The organism is Methylocystis silviterrae, assembly GCF_013350005.1.
Classification (GTDB): domain Bacteria; phylum Pseudomonadota; class Alphaproteobacteria; order Rhizobiales; family Beijerinckiaceae; genus Methylocystis; species Methylocystis silviterrae.
In genome coordinates, this window is the sequence record NZ_JABVWW010000004.1 from 241,531 (window position 1) to 258,104 (window position 16,574).

The 16,574-nt window shown below is 63.2% G+C and carries 18 protein-coding genes; 11 read left to right on the top strand and 7 right to left on the bottom strand.

All coding sequences use genetic code 11. From position 1 onward, the window contains the following. The first annotated feature begins 5 nt into the window (after positions 1-5). The 3 genes from HUN39_RS06490 (at position 6) to HUN39_RS06500 (ending at position 1,682) form a co-directional block, all read left to right on the top strand. Entirely contained in the window at positions 6-686 is a 681-nt protein-coding gene (locus HUN39_RS06490; RefSeq protein ID WP_175093641.1) for an HAD family hydrolase, read from the top strand. A gap of 67 nt (positions 687-753) precedes the next feature. Continuing rightward, complete coding sequence (locus tag HUN39_RS06495; protein ID WP_175093642.1) at positions 754-1,272, top strand: carboxypeptidase-like regulatory domain-containing protein; 519 nt, start codon at positions 754-756, stop codon at positions 1,270-1,272. A gap of 17 nt (positions 1,273-1,289) precedes the next feature. Further along, entirely contained in the window at positions 1,290-1,682 is a 393-nt protein-coding gene (locus tag HUN39_RS06500; protein ID WP_014892397.1) for a (deoxy)nucleoside triphosphate pyrophosphohydrolase, read from the top strand. A gap of 21 nt (positions 1,683-1,703) precedes the next feature. Here HUN39_RS06500 and HUN39_RS06505 read toward each other — a convergent pair whose 3' ends face one another. Next, complete coding sequence (locus tag HUN39_RS06505) at positions 1,704-2,768, bottom strand: sensor histidine kinase (protein WP_175093643.1); 1,065 nt, start codon at positions 2,766-2,768, stop codon at positions 1,704-1,706. Positions 2,769-2,931: 163 nt separating this feature from the next. Then, positions 2,932-4,947, bottom strand: a complete 2,016-nt coding sequence (gene parE, locus HUN39_RS06510; RefSeq protein WP_175093644.1) for a DNA topoisomerase IV subunit B — start codon at positions 4,945-4,947, stop codon at positions 2,932-2,934. Positions 4,948-5,140: 193 nt separating this feature from the next. Here parE and HUN39_RS06515 point away from each other — a divergent pair, with 193 nt between their 5' ends. The 3 genes from HUN39_RS06515 (at position 5,141) to HUN39_RS06525 (ending at position 7,978) form a co-directional block, all read left to right on the top strand. Beyond that, a complete protein-coding gene (locus HUN39_RS06515) occupies positions 5,141-6,691 on the top strand; it encodes an alpha/beta hydrolase (protein ID WP_175093645.1) in 1,551 nt (516 codons plus the stop codon). After that, positions 6,688-7,173 carry a DUF6790 family protein gene (locus HUN39_RS06520; protein WP_175093646.1) on the top strand — a complete coding sequence of 162 codons (486 nt, stop codon included), beginning with the start codon at positions 6,688-6,690 and terminating at the stop codon, positions 7,171-7,173. Before HUN39_RS06515 ends, HUN39_RS06520 begins: the two co-directional genes overlap by 4 nt. Before the next feature lie 61 nt (positions 7,174-7,234). Continuing rightward, on the top strand, positions 7,235-7,978 hold the full coding sequence (locus HUN39_RS06525; protein WP_175093647.1) for an oxygen-binding di-iron domain-containing protein: 744 nt from the start codon (positions 7,235-7,237) through the stop codon (positions 7,976-7,978). Positions 7,979-8,125: 147 nt separating this feature from the next. On the opposite strand, the gene HUN39_RS06530 is transcribed toward HUN39_RS06525, so the two are convergent. Continuing rightward, positions 8,126-8,497: an endonuclease domain-containing protein gene (locus HUN39_RS06530; RefSeq protein ID WP_175093648.1), complete on the bottom strand. Its 372-nt coding sequence runs from the start codon at positions 8,495-8,497 to the stop codon at positions 8,126-8,128. Between the two features lie 404 nt (positions 8,498-8,901). Between HUN39_RS06530 and HUN39_RS06535 the strand changes: the two genes are divergently transcribed. From HUN39_RS06535 to HUN39_RS06545, 3 genes are read left to right on the top strand one after another with little or no spacing between them, the layout of a single operon-like run. Further along, positions 8,902-9,885, top strand: a complete 984-nt coding sequence (locus HUN39_RS06535) for an ABC transporter substrate-binding protein (protein WP_175093649.1) — start codon at positions 8,902-8,904, stop codon at positions 9,883-9,885. Continuing rightward, entirely contained in the window at positions 9,882-10,637 is a 756-nt protein-coding gene (locus HUN39_RS06540) for an ABC transporter permease (protein WP_175093650.1), read from the top strand. The genes HUN39_RS06535 and HUN39_RS06540 overlap by 4 nt, the downstream gene beginning before the upstream one ends. Beyond that, positions 10,579-11,328, top strand: a complete 750-nt coding sequence (locus tag HUN39_RS06545) for an ABC transporter ATP-binding protein (RefSeq protein ID WP_175093651.1) — start codon at positions 10,579-10,581, stop codon at positions 11,326-11,328. Before HUN39_RS06540 ends, HUN39_RS06545 begins: the two co-directional genes overlap by 59 nt. Here the strand turns inward: HUN39_RS06545 and HUN39_RS06550 are convergent. The 4 genes from HUN39_RS06550 to HUN39_RS06565 all read right to left on the bottom strand — a co-directional run bounded on the left by HUN39_RS06550 (position 11,301) and on the right by HUN39_RS06565 (position 15,286). Continuing rightward, the gene (locus tag HUN39_RS06550; RefSeq protein ID WP_175093652.1) at positions 11,301-11,978 is read right to left on the bottom strand and encodes an SDR family oxidoreductase; all 678 of its coding nucleotides are present in this window, start codon (positions 11,976-11,978) and stop codon (positions 11,301-11,303) included. The two genes, HUN39_RS06545 and HUN39_RS06550, sit on opposite strands and share 28 nt — an antisense overlap. Positions 11,979-12,167: 189 nt before the next feature. Next, positions 12,168-13,052: an RNA polymerase sigma factor RpoH gene (gene rpoH, locus HUN39_RS06555; protein ID WP_175093653.1), complete on the bottom strand. Its 885-nt coding sequence runs from the start codon at positions 13,050-13,052 to the stop codon at positions 12,168-12,170. A 181-nt stretch (positions 13,053-13,233) separates the two neighbouring features. Further along, entirely contained in the window at positions 13,234-13,449 is a 216-nt protein-coding gene (locus HUN39_RS06560; RefSeq protein ID WP_175093654.1) for a DUF2283 domain-containing protein, read from the bottom strand. A gap of 319 nt (positions 13,450-13,768) precedes the next feature. After that, complete coding sequence (locus HUN39_RS06565; protein ID WP_175093655.1) at positions 13,769-15,286, bottom strand: helicase HerA-like domain-containing protein; 1,518 nt, start codon at positions 15,284-15,286, stop codon at positions 13,769-13,771. A gap of 153 nt (positions 15,287-15,439) precedes the next feature. Here HUN39_RS06565 and HUN39_RS06570 point away from each other — a divergent pair, with 153 nt between their 5' ends. Both HUN39_RS06570 and HUN39_RS06575 read left to right on the top strand, forming a co-directional pair. Then, positions 15,440-15,790 carry a hypothetical protein gene (locus tag HUN39_RS06570; RefSeq protein ID WP_175093656.1) on the top strand — a complete coding sequence of 117 codons (351 nt, stop codon included), beginning with the start codon at positions 15,440-15,442 and terminating at the stop codon, positions 15,788-15,790. Between the two features lie 104 nt (positions 15,791-15,894). Next, positions 15,895-16,509: an SCO family protein gene (locus HUN39_RS06575; protein WP_232365950.1), complete on the top strand. Its 615-nt coding sequence runs from the start codon at positions 15,895-15,897 to the stop codon at positions 16,507-16,509. The last annotated feature ends 65 nt before the right edge of the window (positions 16,510-16,574 follow it).

The window sequence follows — 16,574 nt, forward strand, 5'->3', positions numbered from 1 at the left end:
GCCGGATGATCCTCCCGAACGCGGTTCGCGCCGCGATTTTCGACATGGACGGCACGCTCCTCGACACGGAGCGGCTCTATCTTCGCGCCATTAGCGATGCGTGTTCCGCGATGCGGTTGGAGGCCGACGACGGCTTCTTTCTGCAGATGCTCGGAACGCCCTGGTCGAATTGCTACGCGCTGATGGAACGCCGGTTCGGCGGCGGTTTCGTTCGGGGGCGTTTCGACGGCCTGTTCGAGGATCGCTTTGGCGCGCTCACCCGGGACGGCATTCCTGTTAAGCCCGGCGTGCGCGAACTCCTGGCGCATCTTCAGTCAAGATCCACGCCCATGGCCGTCGCGACGTCGACGAGCGGCGAGGTTGCAAGACGCCAGCTCGAGCGCGCCGGTCTTCTGAACTATTTCGCGGCGCAAGTCACGGCGGACATGGTGAAAGAGGCAAAGCCCGCGCCGGAGACCTTTCTGAAGGCCGCGGAGGAGCTTGCTGTTGCGCCTCAATATTGTCTCGCGCTTGAAGACTCCCCTGCTGGCGTCCAGTCCGCCGTGGGCTCGGGCGCGATGACGATCATGATTCCCGACCTCGCGCCGGCGACTGCGGCTGAGCGGTCGCTGTGCGTCGCAGTCGTCAGATCGATGCATGACGTGCTAGATTGCCTGATCGCCGCCGAAGCCGCCTCTTCGGTCTGATCCGCGGGGCGTGGGCGTCGGCGCTGGTCAAAGTGTGCGACCTGCGTTCTGGTGGAGCGTTATTGTCATGCGTTGCGTCAAGCTTCTCTTCGTCGCGCCGCTCGTACTGCTCTCAGCCTGCAACGCCGGGCGCGGCCCGACCCCCGGCGTCGGCTTCGATCCGTCGCAGGCGAATTACATCAGGGCGCCCGGCAGGGGCGTCATTGCCGGACAGGCCTTTCTGCGCGACGCCTCGGGATCGAATGTGCGCTACGCCGCCGGCGAAACCGTGAGGCTGATACCGGCCACGACCTATGCGCAGACCCGCATCAAGAATTTTTACGGGTCGGTGAAATTCCTGCCGGCCGCGTCAATTCCAAAGGTCGAGCCGGACACGCAATACGCCTCTCTGACCCGCACGACGACGACGGAGTCGAACGGGCGATTCACCTTCGAGAATGTCGCTCCCGGACGCTATTATCTCACCACCCAGCTCATCTGGAAGCCAAAGGATGCGCCCACGCCTGAAGGCGGCGCGATGTATGAAGAAGTGACGCTCACCGGCAAGGAAAACGGCCCGGTGAAAGTCGTTCTCTCCGGCAATTGAGGGCGCCTGTGACTCTATTGCTCGTCGTGGCGGCGGCGCTCGTCGACGCCGACAATCGCGTGCTGATCGCGCAACGTCCCGAAGGCAAGCAGCTCGCCGGTCTGTGGGAGTTTCCAGGCGGCAAGCTACATCCCGGCGAGCGGCCGGAAGACGCTCTCGCGCGCGAACTCGAAGAGGAACTTGGCGTGCGGGTCTGCGCGCCCTGCCTCGCGCCGTTAACTTTCGCGAGCCATGCCTACGACGATTTCCATCTTCTGATGCCGCTTTACGTCTGCCGTAAGTGGGAGGGCTTTATTTCGCCGATGGAGGGACAGGCGGTGAAATGGGCGCGCGCCCGCGATCTGCGCAACTATCCGATGCCGCCCGCCGACGCGCCGCTGATCGGTCCGCTGATCGATCTGCTGGGTTGAGTGCGACAGGAACTTGAGCGATCAGGCCTGATCGTCCCTGACGGTCGCGTAGCTCGCCGGAATCGACAGAGTCCAAATCAATCCGTCGGGCGGAAAGTTGAGCGTCGCCGTTCCATCGAGCGCCTGCGCGACAAGTCGCTTGATGACCTTATGGCCGAAGCCTTCGCGCGGCGGCATCGCCACCGCCGGGCCGCCGCTCTCGCGCCATTCGATATTGAGCCGACCGTCCTCGAAGCGCCATGTCAGCGAGACGGCGCCGTCCGGCCGTGACAGGCCGCCAAAGCTTAGCGCGTTCGTGGCGAGTTCATGCAAGGCGAGGCCGATGTTCTGCGCCGCCTCCGGCTTCAGCATGATTTTCGGGCCATCGATCGTCGCGCGCGACGACACGTCGCCCTGCGGCACGTCCATGCAATAGGCGAGCTGAGCGCGCACCAATTCGCGCATCGAGGCGCCGCGCCAATCCTGCGACACGAGCAGATCATGCGCCATCGACAGCGCCTGCAGGCGAGCGCCGAATTTGCGCTGAAAATCTTCGACCGAGGGCGAACCGGCGGCCGTCTGCCGCGACATCGCCTGCACGACGGCGAGCAGGTTCTTCGAGCGATGCACGAGTTCGCGCAAGAGCACGCGCACATGCTGCTCGCGCTGTTTGCGCGGCGTGATGTCGCGCGCGGTGCCGAGAATGCGAACCGCGCGGCCTTCGTCGAAAAAAGTGCGGCCGCGCACCGAGACCCAGCGCTCGATGCGGTCGGTCTGACCGATGACGCGATATTCGATCTCGTAATCGCCCTCGTGGGTGGGATCGAGCGCGACGCCGACTGCCTCTTTCGTACGCTTCTTGTCCTGCGGATGCAGCGCGCTGCGGAAGATTTCAAAGCTTGCCGGAACGCCCTCGGGAAGGCCCCACAAGCGGCGTACGCGCTCGTCGATATGCACTTCGCCCGTCAGGAGGTTCCAATCCCAGATGCCGGTGCGCCCGGCGTCGAGCGCGAGCTGCATCCGCTCCAGGGCGAAGGCCTGCTCGTCGCAGACGGACCGCGGGGGGCGCGCATCCTCGGTCGTTGGGCGAATTTCCGTGTCGGTCACGCGGCGCCTATCGTCGTGGGAGGACGACACCATACTCCCGGACGCGTCCGGGCGCGAGGGGCTTGGCAAAGGGTTTCCTCATCCTGAGGAGGCCTCATAGAGGCCGTCTCGAAGGACGAGGAAACCCGTTTTCGCGTATGTTTCCTCACCCGATCGCCCTGGGCTAGATATCCACGAGTTCCGTCGCGAACGCGGCCCGTTCCTGAATGAAGGCGAAGCGCGCTTCCGGCCTGTTGCCCATCAGCCTCTCGACGCAGTCCGCGGTCTCCTCGCGATCTTCCGGCTCCACGACGACTTTGAGCAGCGTGCGCTTGCTCGGGTCCATCGTCGTTTCCTTGAGCTGAGCCGCGCTCATCTCGCCAAGCCCCTTGAAGCGGCCAGTCTCGATTTTTCCCTTCCCGGTCAGTTCCTTGGCGATCAATTCCTCGCGATGTTCATTGTCGCGCGCATAGACGGTCTTCGCGCCTTGCGTCAGCTTATAGAGCGGCGGCTGCGCCAGATAGAGATGGCCGTTCTCGATGAGACGCGGCATCTGCCGATAGAAGAAGGTGATGAGCAGCGACGCGATATGCGCGCCGTCGACGTCGGCGTCGGTCATCACGATCACCTTCTCGTAGCGCAGATCTTCGTCGCGGTAATGCGCGCCCAGTCCGCAGCCGAGCGCCTGCGCCAGATCGGCGAGCTGCTGATTGGCGAGGAGCTTGTCCTTCGTGGCCGAGGCGACGTTCAAAATCTTGCCACGCAGCGGCAAAATCGCTTGCGTCGTGCGGTTGCGCGCCTCCTTCGCCGAGCCGCCGGCGGAGTCGCCTTCGACGATGAACAGCTCCGAGCCCTGCGCCGAATTATTCGTGCAGTCGACGAGCTTGCCGGGCAGCCGCAGCTTGCGGGTCGCGGTCTTGCGGGCGATGTCCTTCTCGGCGCGCCGGCGCAGGCGCTCCTCGGCGCGCTCCACGGCGAAATCTAGGAGCTTATTGGCCTGCGAGGGGGCGCCGGCGAGCCAATGGTCGAAGGCGTCCCGCACCGCGCTTTCGACGATGCGCGCCGCCTCGGCGCTCATCAGCCGGCTTTTGTTCTGGCCCTGAAACTCCGGCTCGCGCATGAAGACCGAGATCATCGCGGCCGACTGGCCCATGAGATCGTCGGCGGTAATGTCCTTGGCGCGCTTCGCCTGCCCGACCCGCTCGGCGTGATCCTTAAGCGCCTTTAGGAGCGCGGCGCGAAACCCTGCCTCATGCGTGCCGCCGTCGGGCGTCGGAATCGTGTTGCAATAGGAGTGGACGAAGCCGTCATCCTCGGCGAGCCAGGCGACCGCCCATTCGAGCGAACCATGGCCGCCTTCGCGCGTGATCTTGCCGACGAAGGGCTGATCGGCGACGAGTTCCTTCCCATGGATTTCGCGCGCCAGATAATCCTTCAAGCCGCCGGGAAAGCGCAGCACCGCCTCAGGCGGCGTGTCCGCGCCGGGGTCGATCAGCGAAGGATCGCAGCGCCAGCGGATTTCGACGCCGCCGAAGAGATAGGCCTTGGAGCGCGACATGCGGAAGAGCCGCGCCGGCTTCCAATGCGCGCCGGCGCCGAAAATCTGCGCATCGGGCTTGAAGCGCACCTTGGTGCCGCGCCGGTTGTTGACGCGGCCAAGCGCCTTGAGCTTGCCGAGCGGCAGGCCACGCGAAAACTCCTGGCCGTAAAGCTGGCCGGCGATCGCCACCTCGACTTCAAGCTTTTCGGACAGCGCATTGACGACGGAGACGCCGACGCCGTGCAGACCGCCCGAGGTCTGATAGGCGCCTGAATCGAACTTGCCGCCCGCGTGGAGCGTGGTCATCACAACTTCCAGCGCCGATTTCTTGGGAAATTTCGGATGGGACTCGACCGGAATGCCGCGGCCGTTGTCATTGACCGTGAGCCAGCCGTCAGTTTCCAGCGTCACTTCGATGAAGGTCGCATGGCCCGCCACAGCCTCGTCCATGGCGTTGTCCAGCACCTCGGCGAAGAGGTGATGCATCGCCGCCTCGTCGGTGCCGCCGATATACATGCCGGGGCGCCGGCGGACGGGCTCGAGCCCCTCCAGCACTTCGATCGAGGCGGCGGAATATTCCGCCGGCCCGCGCTTTGGGGCGGGTTTCGACGCGGGCGCCTTGCGCGGCGCGCCGCTGAAAAGATCGGGTTTTGATGCCATGGGCGATCTTAGCGCGATTCGCGACAGGATGGGTCGGTTCGGCGCAAGCGTCCTCGCCTGGCCGACATAGGGAGTTCACAAAAAAGGCAGACAGCGCTTCGGCTTGTCGCACAGGCGACGCTGAGGCATGCTCGGACCCGGCTAAATACTCACCTTAGGTTTATCGCTCAATCAAAAATTTCGGAGCGGCCCCATGGCGCACGACAAACAATTAGCGGTGTACGAGGTCACCCCACCACCTGCCGCCAGGGCCTTCACACCCGCTTTCTTCGTCGAAAGCACGGCGCCCGATAATATCGACGACAAGGAATCCGTTCTGCCGGCTCCAGATAACTGCAAGGTTTCCGAATTAGAGAAGATCGTCGAGACACTGGCGAATCAGAAAAACCCTAAACTCCTGATTACCGTCCATGGCTTCAACACGCCTCGAAAGAAAGTTCTCGAAACCTTCAAAGAGTCGTTCATCGCGTTGAACGACGACGACGCGCTCAAGAACCGCGGCCTCGTTTGCATCGGCTATCGTTGGCCCTCAGAAGCGATGGGAACCCCTTGGCGAAGCGGTTTGAACGCTGCGCCAGTATTCCTCCTCGGCATTCTCTTCGTCTCACTCGCCGCCGTATATCTCGTGAACTTCTCTTTCGAGATTTGCGACTGGTGGAAGCTCACGCGCGTCGTCGTAACGGCTGTGACTGCGGCGATGGCCGTCATTCCCCTCACCCTTTTTGGCTTGCGGCTCATCGTCTATTTTCGTGACGGCTTCCGAGCGACGAATTACGGCGTGCCCGACCTCGTCAATCTTATTCGCGAGATCGACGACAGGCTTCCCAAACGGCCGAGCGATGACCCCGACGATCTTATCGGAAGGGTCGACCTTTCCTTTATCGGCCACAGCATGGGCGGCTTCGTCGTGACCAACGCCGTGCGCATTCTCTCCGACGTGTTTTCCCCACTCGCGATCGCCGCCATGCGCCACGGCCCAGAGACGCTCGGAAGCGAAGAGGAGCGCGGGCGGCGGGAGCTCAGATCGAAGATTGGAAAGAATTTTATATTGCGCCGCCTCGTGCTGGTCTCGCCCGACATTCCATCAGAGGTGCTGCTGTTGGGCCGAAGCAATGCGCTGCATTCGTCATTGATCCGCTTTCAGGAGGCCCATCTTTTCTCCAACGAAGGCGACGAAGTCCTGCGCGACATTTCGACGACGGCGAATTTCTTTTCGCTGCCGACGAAGAGCCGCAGGTTCGGCTATCGCCTCGGCAATGTCGGCGTGCTGACCGGCTGGGGCCTTTCCGAACAACTGACGCTCGGCAATCTGCGCGTCGGCGCGCGCACCCTTTACGAGCTTTACGCTGAACTCGACGCCGTGCAGTCGGAGGAGTCATTCGCTCAGCGGCTGACCTATTTCGACTGCACCGACAGCATCGACGCCGAGGGACATGGGGTGGTGACGGACGCTGCGCCCGGCGTGTCGCCGAATCTATCCTGGCTTGGACATCTGCGCCTGCTTTGGGTCTATGTCAGAGGCGAGGTTGACGTCCACTCCGGCTATTTCCTGAAGCCCAGCCTGGTACGTCGGCTCATTTATCGATTCGCGTCCATCGGCTATGGCGATACTCAGGAGCTTTACGGTGGCCTCGCAGCGTTGAGCGCGGAATGTGAAAAATATCAGATCAAGGCGCTGAAACCGGGCCAGCGCAGCGTCGCCGCCGCTGCGGCCGAAGACGCGAAAGCGGCCGTGTCGCCATGATCGGCCTCATCGTCGCGCTCTTCAGCGTGCTGCTGCCGCTGGCGCATCTGGCGCTAAGCAAAGTCGCAAGGACTCGCGCGCGCGTCGTTCGCCTGCTTCTGCTGTACGCGCTGGTTCTCGACGTCGGAGTCATCGGCCTGCCGCTCGGCTTCGTCCCGCATGTGTTCTTCGCCGATGAGACCGCGCGCAGCATCGGCTGGGCGCCGGGAAGCCCGTTCCAGTTCGAAGTCGGCGTTCACGACGGCGCCTGGGGCGTTCTCGGTTTTCTCTGCATTTGGATCCGCGGCGCCTTCTGGCTCGCCACCGGGCTTGGATGGTCGTTGTTCATGCTCGGGGCGACCTACGGCCACATCGAGCAGACGCTTCGCGCAGGGGACTATGCGCCCTACAACTTTTTGACGATTTTCTCCGACGGCTTTATCGCCGTTTGGCTGCTCCTGCTGCTTTACCTTCGCCATCGATGGGGCGCGGAGAAAGGCTAGGCGCAGATGAAGGGCCGCGCGGAGTCACGCATGCGGCGACCGAATGCCGTCAGAGGGTGAGATGGAAACGAAGGTCGATGAAATCGCCGAGCGCATCTATCGCCTGTCGACATATGTGCCGGAGATCGCCGCGCCGGCCGGATTCACCTTCAACCAGTTCCTCGTCGACGCCGACGAGCCGCTGCTGTTTCACTGCGGGCCGCGTTCGCTGTTTCCATGCGTATCGAAAGCCTTGGCCGCGATCATGCCGATCGAACGGCTGCGCTGGATTTCCTTCGGCCATGTTGAAGCCGATGAATGCGGCGCGATGAATCTCTGGCTCGCCGCCGCGCCGCGGGCGCAGGTGGTTCATGGCCAGACCGCCTGCATGGTGTCGCTCAACGATCTCGCCGACCGACCGCCGCGCGCCCTTGCGAATGGCGAAATCATGGACATCGGCGGAAGGCGCGTGCGCTACATCGATACGCCGCATGTGCCGCATGCGTGGGAATCGGGGCTGATCTACGAGGAGACGACCCGCACGCTGTTCTGCGGCGATCTCCTCACGCAGATCGGTCAAGGACCGGCCGTCACGACGGAGAGCGTGCTTGAAGCCGCAATCGCGGCGGAGAACGCCTTCCAGGCCACCTCGCTGACGCCGATGACCGGCCCGACGATCCGCATGCTCGCGGCGCTCGAGCCCCGCCGCCTCGCCATAATGCACGGCTCGAGTTTCGAAGGCGACTGCGCCGCCCTGCTCTCGCAGCTCGCCGATTTTTATGACGCGGCGCTTGCAGCGAAAAGTTCGCGCTCACCCTCCCCTTGAGGGGGAGGGTCGCATTGCGCAGCAATGCGGGGTGGGGTGATCGCCGGGAGAAATTCGTCAGAAAAGGTGCAGCGGACCGCGCGGCTTACGACATCGAGTTGAGTTGTCGCTCCACCCCACCCCGGCGCTTCGCGCCGACCCTCCCCCTCAAGGGGAGGGTGGGTAAAGCGCCGCATGGATCGTATCCAGCACGCCATCAATATTGTCGAAGACGTCTACATTCCAAAAGCGCAGAACACGGTAGCCTTCACTTTCAAGCCATGCCGTGCGGCGCGCATCTTTCTCCTCCGCGCCTGGTTCCGTATGCGACGGTCCGTCGAGTTCGATCACAAGCCGCGCGCGCAGCGAGACGAAATCGACGACATAAGGGCCGATCGGCGCCTGACGCCGAAAATGCGTCTTGACGAGCGGCACGCGTTCGAGCGCGCGCCACAGGCGATCTTCGGCGCTCGTCGTATTGGCGCGAAGCCGCTTCGCATTGGCTCGACGAAAGCCGCTAAGTTTGTCGTTCGTTCTCATCGAGCTTCATTCTTACGCTTCTTTGAGCAAAGGGCGTAACCTCACCCTCCCCTTGAGGGGGAGGGTCGCATTGCGAAGCAATGCGGGGTGGGGTGACCGCACGGATCAATCCGTCAACAGGCGCGCGTCGAGCCGTGCGCTTAACGACAATGATTTGCGATGCGGCTCCACCCCACCCCGGCGCTTCGCGCCGACCCTCCCCCTCTAGGGGAGGGTGAAAGCGCGCAAGTGGGATCGAACGCTATCGTCAAGAGAGTTTTCGTCGAGCTTCGTGCATCGGTTAGCCACCCTCCCCTATCAGGGAGGGTCGCATTGCGAAGCAATGCAGGGGAGGGTGAAGGCGCAGACGCATCGACGATATGTCGAACCTGCGGTAAGACGTTCCGAGAAACCTAAGGAAAAACATGCAACGCTTCTTCGTCGCTCTCGCCGCCTGTCTCGCCAGCGTCTTTCTCCTCGCCGCGCCGGCGCAGGCGGAAAAACTGCGTATCGCGCTGCAGAAAACCGGCACGCTCGGCTGGGAACTCGCCGTCGCTAAGGCGTTCGGCCTCGATACGGAAGCCAAGCTCGACATCAACGCCACCGAGCTCGCCTCGACCGACGCCGGCAAGATCGCCATCCAGGGCGGCGGCGCCGACCTCATCATCTCCGATTGGCTATGGGTCGCCCGCCAGCGCGCGCAGGGCGCGAAGCTGACCTTCTACCCGCACTCATCGGCGATCGGCGCGGTGATGACCAAGAACCCCGCGATCAAGAGCGTCAAGGACCTCGTCGGCAAGAAACTTGGCGTCGCCGGCGGGCCGCTCGACAAAAGCTGGCTGATGCTCAAAGCCTATGCGCTTAAACATGGCGTCGATCTCGACAAGACCGCAACGGTACTCTATGGCGCGCCGCCGCTCATCGCCGAAAAGGCGCTGCAGGGCGAGATCGACGCGGCGCTCGAATTCTGGAATTTCGCCGCCGATCTTGAGGCGCAAGGCTTCACGCGCGCCGTCGAACTCACCGACGTCGAAAAGGCGCTCGGCGCCAAAGGCGACGTCGTCGTCACCGGCTATGTCTTCGACGAAGGTTTCGCGGCGAAGAACAAGGACGCGCTGGCGCGGTTCTTCTCGATGACGAAGAAAGCCAAGGAGCTGATCGCGACATCCGACAGGGCCTGGGGCGCAGTCATCGCGCAGCGCCTCGGCGGCAGGGACGCCAAGACAGTCGACATCTATCGCAAGCGCTATGTCGCCGGCGCGCCGAAACGCTCGATCGCGCAGGAAGAGGCCGACGCCCGGACGCTCTATGGCGCGCTCGCCGCGCTTGGCGGCGCAAAGCTTGTCGGCCCCGGCAAAACGCTCGATCCCGGAACCTTCTACAAGGACGCCAAGGGCAAGCCGCGTTGATCCGTTTCATCTCGCTTGCGGCTCTGCTCCTGCTTTGGCAAATCGGCGCGTCTCTGTCCGATCCGCGCCGACTTCCGGGACCCACGGCCGTCTTCGAGAAGATTTACGAAGAGGCGGTCTCCGGCGGGCTGTTCTTCAATCTCACGATCACGCTCGCGCGCGTCGTCGCCGCCTTCGCGCTCGCCATGAGTTTCGGGTCGGCGATCGGCTATGTCATGGGTCGCAACAAGCTCGCCGACCGGCTGCTCGATCCTTGGCTCGTCACGCTGCTCAATCTGCCGGCTTTGGTCGTCATCGTGCTCGCCTATGTCTGGGCCGGCCTCACGGAAGTCGCCGCGATCGGCGCCGTCGCGCTCAACAAGCTGCCCAACGCCATCGTCGTCGTGCGCGAAGGCGCGCGGGCGCTCGATCCGCATCTTGAGGACATGGCGCATGTCTTTCGCTTTTCGCCCGCCGCGCGTTTCAAGCATCTCGTCCTGCCGCAGCTCGCGCCCTATCTGGCGGCGGCGACGCGCTCCGGCCTGTCGCTCGTCTGGAAGATCGTCCTCGTCGTGGAGCTGCTGGGGCGCTCCAACGGCGTCGGTTTTGAAATCAACATGGCCTTTCAGCTCTTTGACATGAAGCTTCTGCTTGCTTACGCGCTTCCCTTCGTCGCGCTGATGCTCGGCGTCGAAACTTTTCTGGTGCAGCCACTTGAACGACACGTCTCGCGCTGGCGGCGCGGCGTCTCTCGACGTCTCGATCGCGTCTAAGGATTATTATTCCGCCGGCGGCGGCCCGCTTCGCGCGCTGCAAGATTTGCGGCTGACGCTGCCCGCGGGACAGGCGGGCGCGGTCGTCGGCCCTTCCGGCTGCGGCAAGACGACTCTGCTGCGGCTCATCGCCGGACTCGACAAGGACTACATCGGAACGATCGTCCTGCCCGAACACGGCCGGCTCGGCATGGTTTTCCAAGAGCCGCGTTTGCTGCCCTGGCGCAGCGTCATCGATAATATCCGCATCGCCGCGCCGCATGCGCGCGAAGACGACATCGCCGCGCTCCTCGACGAACTCGGTCTCGCCGAGCACGCATCGCATTTCCCGCGCGAACTCTCGCTGGGGCTCGCCAGACGCGTCGCGCTTGCGCGCGCGCTCGCGGTCAAGCCGGACCTGCTGCTGCTCGACGAGCCGCTTGTTTCGCTCGACGCGGCGCTGGCCAAGGATCTGCGCGAGATGATCGCAAGGCTCATCGACGAGCGGCGCATCACCACGCTGATCGTGACTCACGATCTGCGCGAGGCAATTGCGCTCGCGGACAGAATCTTCCTTTTATCGCCGCGTCCGGCTCGCGTCGTCGCGACGCTCGAGGTGCCGGCGCCACGAAAACAACTGGAAAGAGAGGCGGCGGCGAAAATCGAGGCGCAGGCGCGGGCCATTCACCAGGGAATCTCTTCGCCGCGATAGTCGAGATAGCGGCGCGTGTCGGCGAACGTCAACGACTCGGCGACTTGAATGACGCCCGCCACGCTGTCGCGCACGTCGAGCGGCGCGTCCGGCCCGCCCATGTCGGTGCGCACCCGCCCTGGACTGAGGGCGACGACGACGACGCCTTCCGCCTTCAGATCGTCAGCGAGACATTGCGCGATCTTGTTCAACCCTGCCTTTGAGACGCGGTAGGCGACATTGACCGTCCCGCCCAGCGACATCGAGCCCAATCTGCTGGTCATCAACACGATGCGGGGACGGGCGCTCCGTTTCACCAGCGGCAGGAAGGCCTGAACGACGCGCAGCGGACCCAGCGTATTGACCGAGAGAAGATCGAGCGCGCCTTCGAAATCCATGTCGGTCGAGGATTGGCGCTGTGGCCCATAGGCGCCGGCGTTGGCGATCAGCACGTCGATCGGATCGCAGACTTGCCCGGCGGCGGCGCTGATCGCCGCCGCGTCGCGAACATCGAACTGCAAAGTCGCCGCGTCGGGCGCGGCCGCTTTGAGCGCCGCCAGGCCCGCCGCGCTGCGCACGCTCGCGGTCACGCGCTCCCCTCGCGCCGAAAGCTGACGCGCAGTTTCAAGTCCGATGCCGCGGCTGGCGCCGACAATGAGCCAGTGAGACATGTCGCTGTTCTGGCGCGCCCCCAGTTCCTCACCAATATAGAGCGAGCGAAGGCTTGGGGCAGGTGCAACAGCTCTGGTGAGTTCGTGCGACTTTTTGCGGAGAGCAGACCGACTTGGCGTGATCGGACTGAAAGGCGCGGCGCGCTTCTTGCGCCGCGTCGTTCAATCGTGCCTCGGATTCCGGAGCCGTTACGCCGCCGGCGCCGCCGCCGACTCGATACGCGCGACGCCGTCGCGCACCGCCGCCTGCACCTTCTCGAAGGCGCGCACCTCGATCTGGCGCACGCGCTCACGCGACACGCCGAATTCCTCGGACAGCGTTTCGAGCGTGACCGGATCGTCGGACAGTCGCCGCGCCTCGAAGATGCGCCGCTCGCGCGGATTGAGCACATCAAGCGCGCCGCGCAGCGCCTTCAGGCGATTGTCGCTTTCTTCGTGGGCGACGAGCAGATGCTCCTGATCGACGCTGTCGTCGACGAGCCAGTCCTGCCATTCGCCTTCGCCCTCCTCGCGCAAAGGCGTGTTGAGCGACGCGTCGCCGCCCATGCGGCGATTCATGTCGATGACGTCCTGCTTGGACACGCCAAGCCGATGCGCGATCTTCTCGACGTTCTCGGGCTTCAGGTCGCCTTCCTCGAAGGCGGAGATGCGGCTCTTGGCCTTGCGAAGATTGAAGAAGAGCTTCTTCTGACTCGCGGTGGTGCCCATTTTGACGAGCGACCAGGAGCGCAAAATATACTCTTGGATGGAGGCGCGGATCCACCACATTGCATAGGTCGCGAGGCGGAAGCCGCGCTCGGGCTCGAAGCGCTTGACGGCTTGCATGAGGCCGACATTGCCTTCGGAGACGATTTCCCCGATCGGCAAGCCGTAACCGCGATACCCCATGGCGATCTTCGCCACGAGCCGCAGATGCGACGTGATCAGGTCCTGCGCGGCTTTAGCGTCTTCATGCTCGCGCCAGCGCTTGGCAAGCATATATTCCTGCTGCGGCTCCAACATTGGAAACCGCCTGATTTCAGATAGATAGCGGGCTAGGCCGTCTTCTGAGACGATTGGCAAGGCATTCGCCATAAGTCCCTCCTGGCGAACCCCCTGAGTATGGCGGGTCCGCAAAGCGCGGCCACGAAACGCCGGCCGCGACAGGGGGACATTATAGGGCGCCCCTAGAGGGCTGGAAAATGACAATTGCGTGAAGGGAGGCTAAAGCACGGATTAAGATTCAGCAATGTGAATGGCGCGCTCAAAAGAACAGTCACGCCACTTTGGCGACTCGCACGGGCAATGAAATCGTCTCAAGTGTGGTGAGATCGAGTTTTTTCGAGGCGTGGTCGATATCGAGTCCGACCACGTCGCCAGACGCGTCAATATCCACGTTGAGGCCCGACACAACCTCTCGCGTCTCCGTTCCTGGACCGGACTTCAATTCTATGTAGAGACTGTCGGTCTCAGGGTAGTAGTGCAGTTTCATTGGTCTTCTTTCCTAAAATCTCGGTCAAAAAAGGCGTTGTGCAGGGTTTCGCCGTCCTCGAGCGTGATGACCCTCAATATACGCTCATTTCCGTCGCGTGTGTCGACCACCGATCCCCAATGACGAAGCCGACCATCTGGTTGGACCAGCCGCTTGAGCGGTGACGCTATAACGGCCTTGCACATCGACTCATTAATCACATCGACTCATTAATATAGGGTCGCTTGCGCAGCACTTGTTCAGAAAAATAGCGCGTCGACTTCATCACGACGTCCATGTCAACGAATGGATTCGATGGCCGTCCTGATTTCGCCCGAATTCACTTCGACATTCCGCCCAGCACGCCGCGCAGAATTTGGCGCGCGATCTGTGTGCCGGCGGACCGCGCCGCCGATTGGATCGCGGCGCGCGCCGCAAGTTCCACGGGCGACATGCGTTTCTTGTCGCCCTTGCCAAAGATGCCCCCCAATATGCGGCCGAGCGCGCCGAGCAGACCGCCGCCTGCGCCGCTTTCGGCCGCACCCTTGACGGCGCGCGCCTGCAGCATTTCGAAAGCGGATTCGCGATCCACCATCGTGTCGTATTTTCCCCCGAAGGCGCTCGCGGCCATGACGGCCTTCCGCTCCTGCGGCGATATCGGTCCAACGCGGGCGGACGGCGGCGCGATCAGCGTTCGTTCGACGACTTCCGGCGTTCCCTTGGCGTCGAGCATTGAGACGAGCGCTTCGCCGACTCCAAGCTGCATGATCGCCTCGGCTTCCTCGAGGGCGCGATTGTCGCGAAAGGTCTCGGCGGCGGCGCGCACCGCCTTCTGATCGCGGGGCGTGAATGCGCGCAGCACATGTTGGATGCGATTGCCGAGCTGGCCCAGAACCGTGTCCGGCACGTCGAGCGGATTTTGCGTGACGAAATAAACGCCGACGCCTTTCGAGCGGATGAGACGCACGACCTGCTCAATCGCGGACAGCAGCGCCTTCGGCGCGTCGTTGAACAGAAGATGCGCCTCGTCGAAGAAGAAGACGAGCTTCGGCTTTTCGAGATCGCCCACTTCCGGCAGGGTTTCGAACAGCTCGGAAAGCATCCAAAGAAGGAAGGTCGCGTAGAGCCGCGGCGCGCGCGACAGCCTGTCGGCCGCCAGAATATTGATCACCCCGCGGCCGTCGCGATCGACGCGCAGGAAATCCATGATGTCGAGCGCCGGCTCGCCGAAGAAATTTGCGCCGCCCTGCGTCTCCAGCACCAACAGCTGCCGCTGAATGGCGCCGACGCTCGCGGGCGCCACGTTCCCGTGTGTCTGCTTGTATGTCGCGGCGGCCTCCGCAACATGCGCGAGCATCGCCCGCAGATCCTTCAAGTCGAGCAGCAACATGCCCTGCTCGTCGGCCGCCTTGAAAACGATATTCAGAACGCCCTCTTGCGTGTCGTTCAGATCAAGCAGGCGCGAAAGCAGCAGCGGCCCCATTTCCGAGATCGAAGCCCGAACCGGGTGTCCCTGTTCGCCAAAAACGTCCCAGAAGGCGACGGGAAACCGATCAGGCTCGTAAGCAACGCCAATCTCCTTGGCGCGTGCGACGAAGGCCGACTTGCCTTCGCCCGGCTGCGACAATCCCGCGAGATCGCCTTTGACGTCGGCGAGAAAGACGCAGGTTCCGGCGTTCGAGAAGCCTTCGGCGAGCAGCTGCAGCGAAACGGTTTTGCCGCCGCCGGTTGCGCCCGCGATCAAGCCATGGCGATTGCCAAGCGCGAGCAGAAGGTAGCGGTAAGCGCGCGGTTTTCCGTCCGTTACGCTTGCGCCGACGAGGATTTTGCCTGGAGCGGGGCTCGGAGTTTCGCTCATGGTTAAAGCGCTTTCACAGTCAGGAATCGCAATTGCGCGAAGCTACACCATCGGCGCGGGACGCGCATGTTCGGCCGGTTCGGCGTGGTCTCGGCGCGACAGCGCTTGGCGAATGCAAAAGGGCGGGATAAGTTCCCGCCGGGAGAAGGTCCAATGAAGCTACGCTTGGCGATGATCGGCGTCATCGCCGCCGCCGGCGTCGCGCAGGCGGTCGGCGCAACGAAGCCGCGAACGGCGCCGGCGAAGCTGGCGCAAACCGTCGATCTGGAGAACCAGCGTCCCGTGCCGCTGAAAAGCTTCGAGATCGTCATGGCGGCAAAAGATAAGTCCCCGGAAGCCATCGTCGGCAAGCTCGATACGCCGCTGGCCGCGGGAGGCCGCATGCGGTTTCCGATCACCGGCGCCAGAGGTTGCCGCTTTCAGGCGCGTTGGGCGTTCGACGACGCGAAGGATTCAGGCGACGTGGACTTATGCAATGACGCCCATATAGTTTTCGCGGACTGATCCTATCCGCGGTTCGCGAAGCGGACCCGCTGCGGCGCGCGCCGCCCATGACAACAATCAGGAAACGCACGATGGCCAACGGATCGAAGGGTGGCGCAAAGGGAATGAAGCGCAGCGCAAAGGGCGCACAATCCGCCAGCGGACCAGGCATCTCGAGGCCGCTGCTGATCGGCGTCGGCGCTGTCTTCGCGCTCATGTTCGGCGCCTTTGTCTACTTCACCAGCGGCAAGCCGACGACGTCGACGGAAATCATCGGCGGACCTTTTCAGCTCACCGCGCATACCGGGCAGCAGGTGACAGAGCAGGATTTTCTCGGCCGCCCCTTCCTCGTCTTCTTCGGCTATACGCATTGTCCCGATATTTGTCACACCACGCTCTTCGAGATGTCGGAGATCTTGCGGGCGATGGGACCGGATACGAAAGTCGGCGCGCTGTTCGTCACCGTCGATCCGGAACGGGACACGCCAGAGGCTCTCAAAGACTATCTCTCCAATTTCGATCCGCGCATCATCGGCGTCACCGGTCCGCGCGCTTCGATCGATCCCGTGTTGCGGGAATATCGCATCTTCTCTAAGCGTGCGCCTGGCAAGGACGAGGACTATTCCGTCGACCACACCACCGTCGTCTATCTGATGGACAAGAACGGCCGCTTCGTGAGCCCGTTCAACGTGGCGCGACGCCCTGCCGAAGGCGCGCGTGAGCTTGAACGCCATCTGTAGCGCGCGCGGTCGCCTGCATCGCAGAGCGCGCAAAAAAGCAACGCAAGGGAAATATTTTCATCACG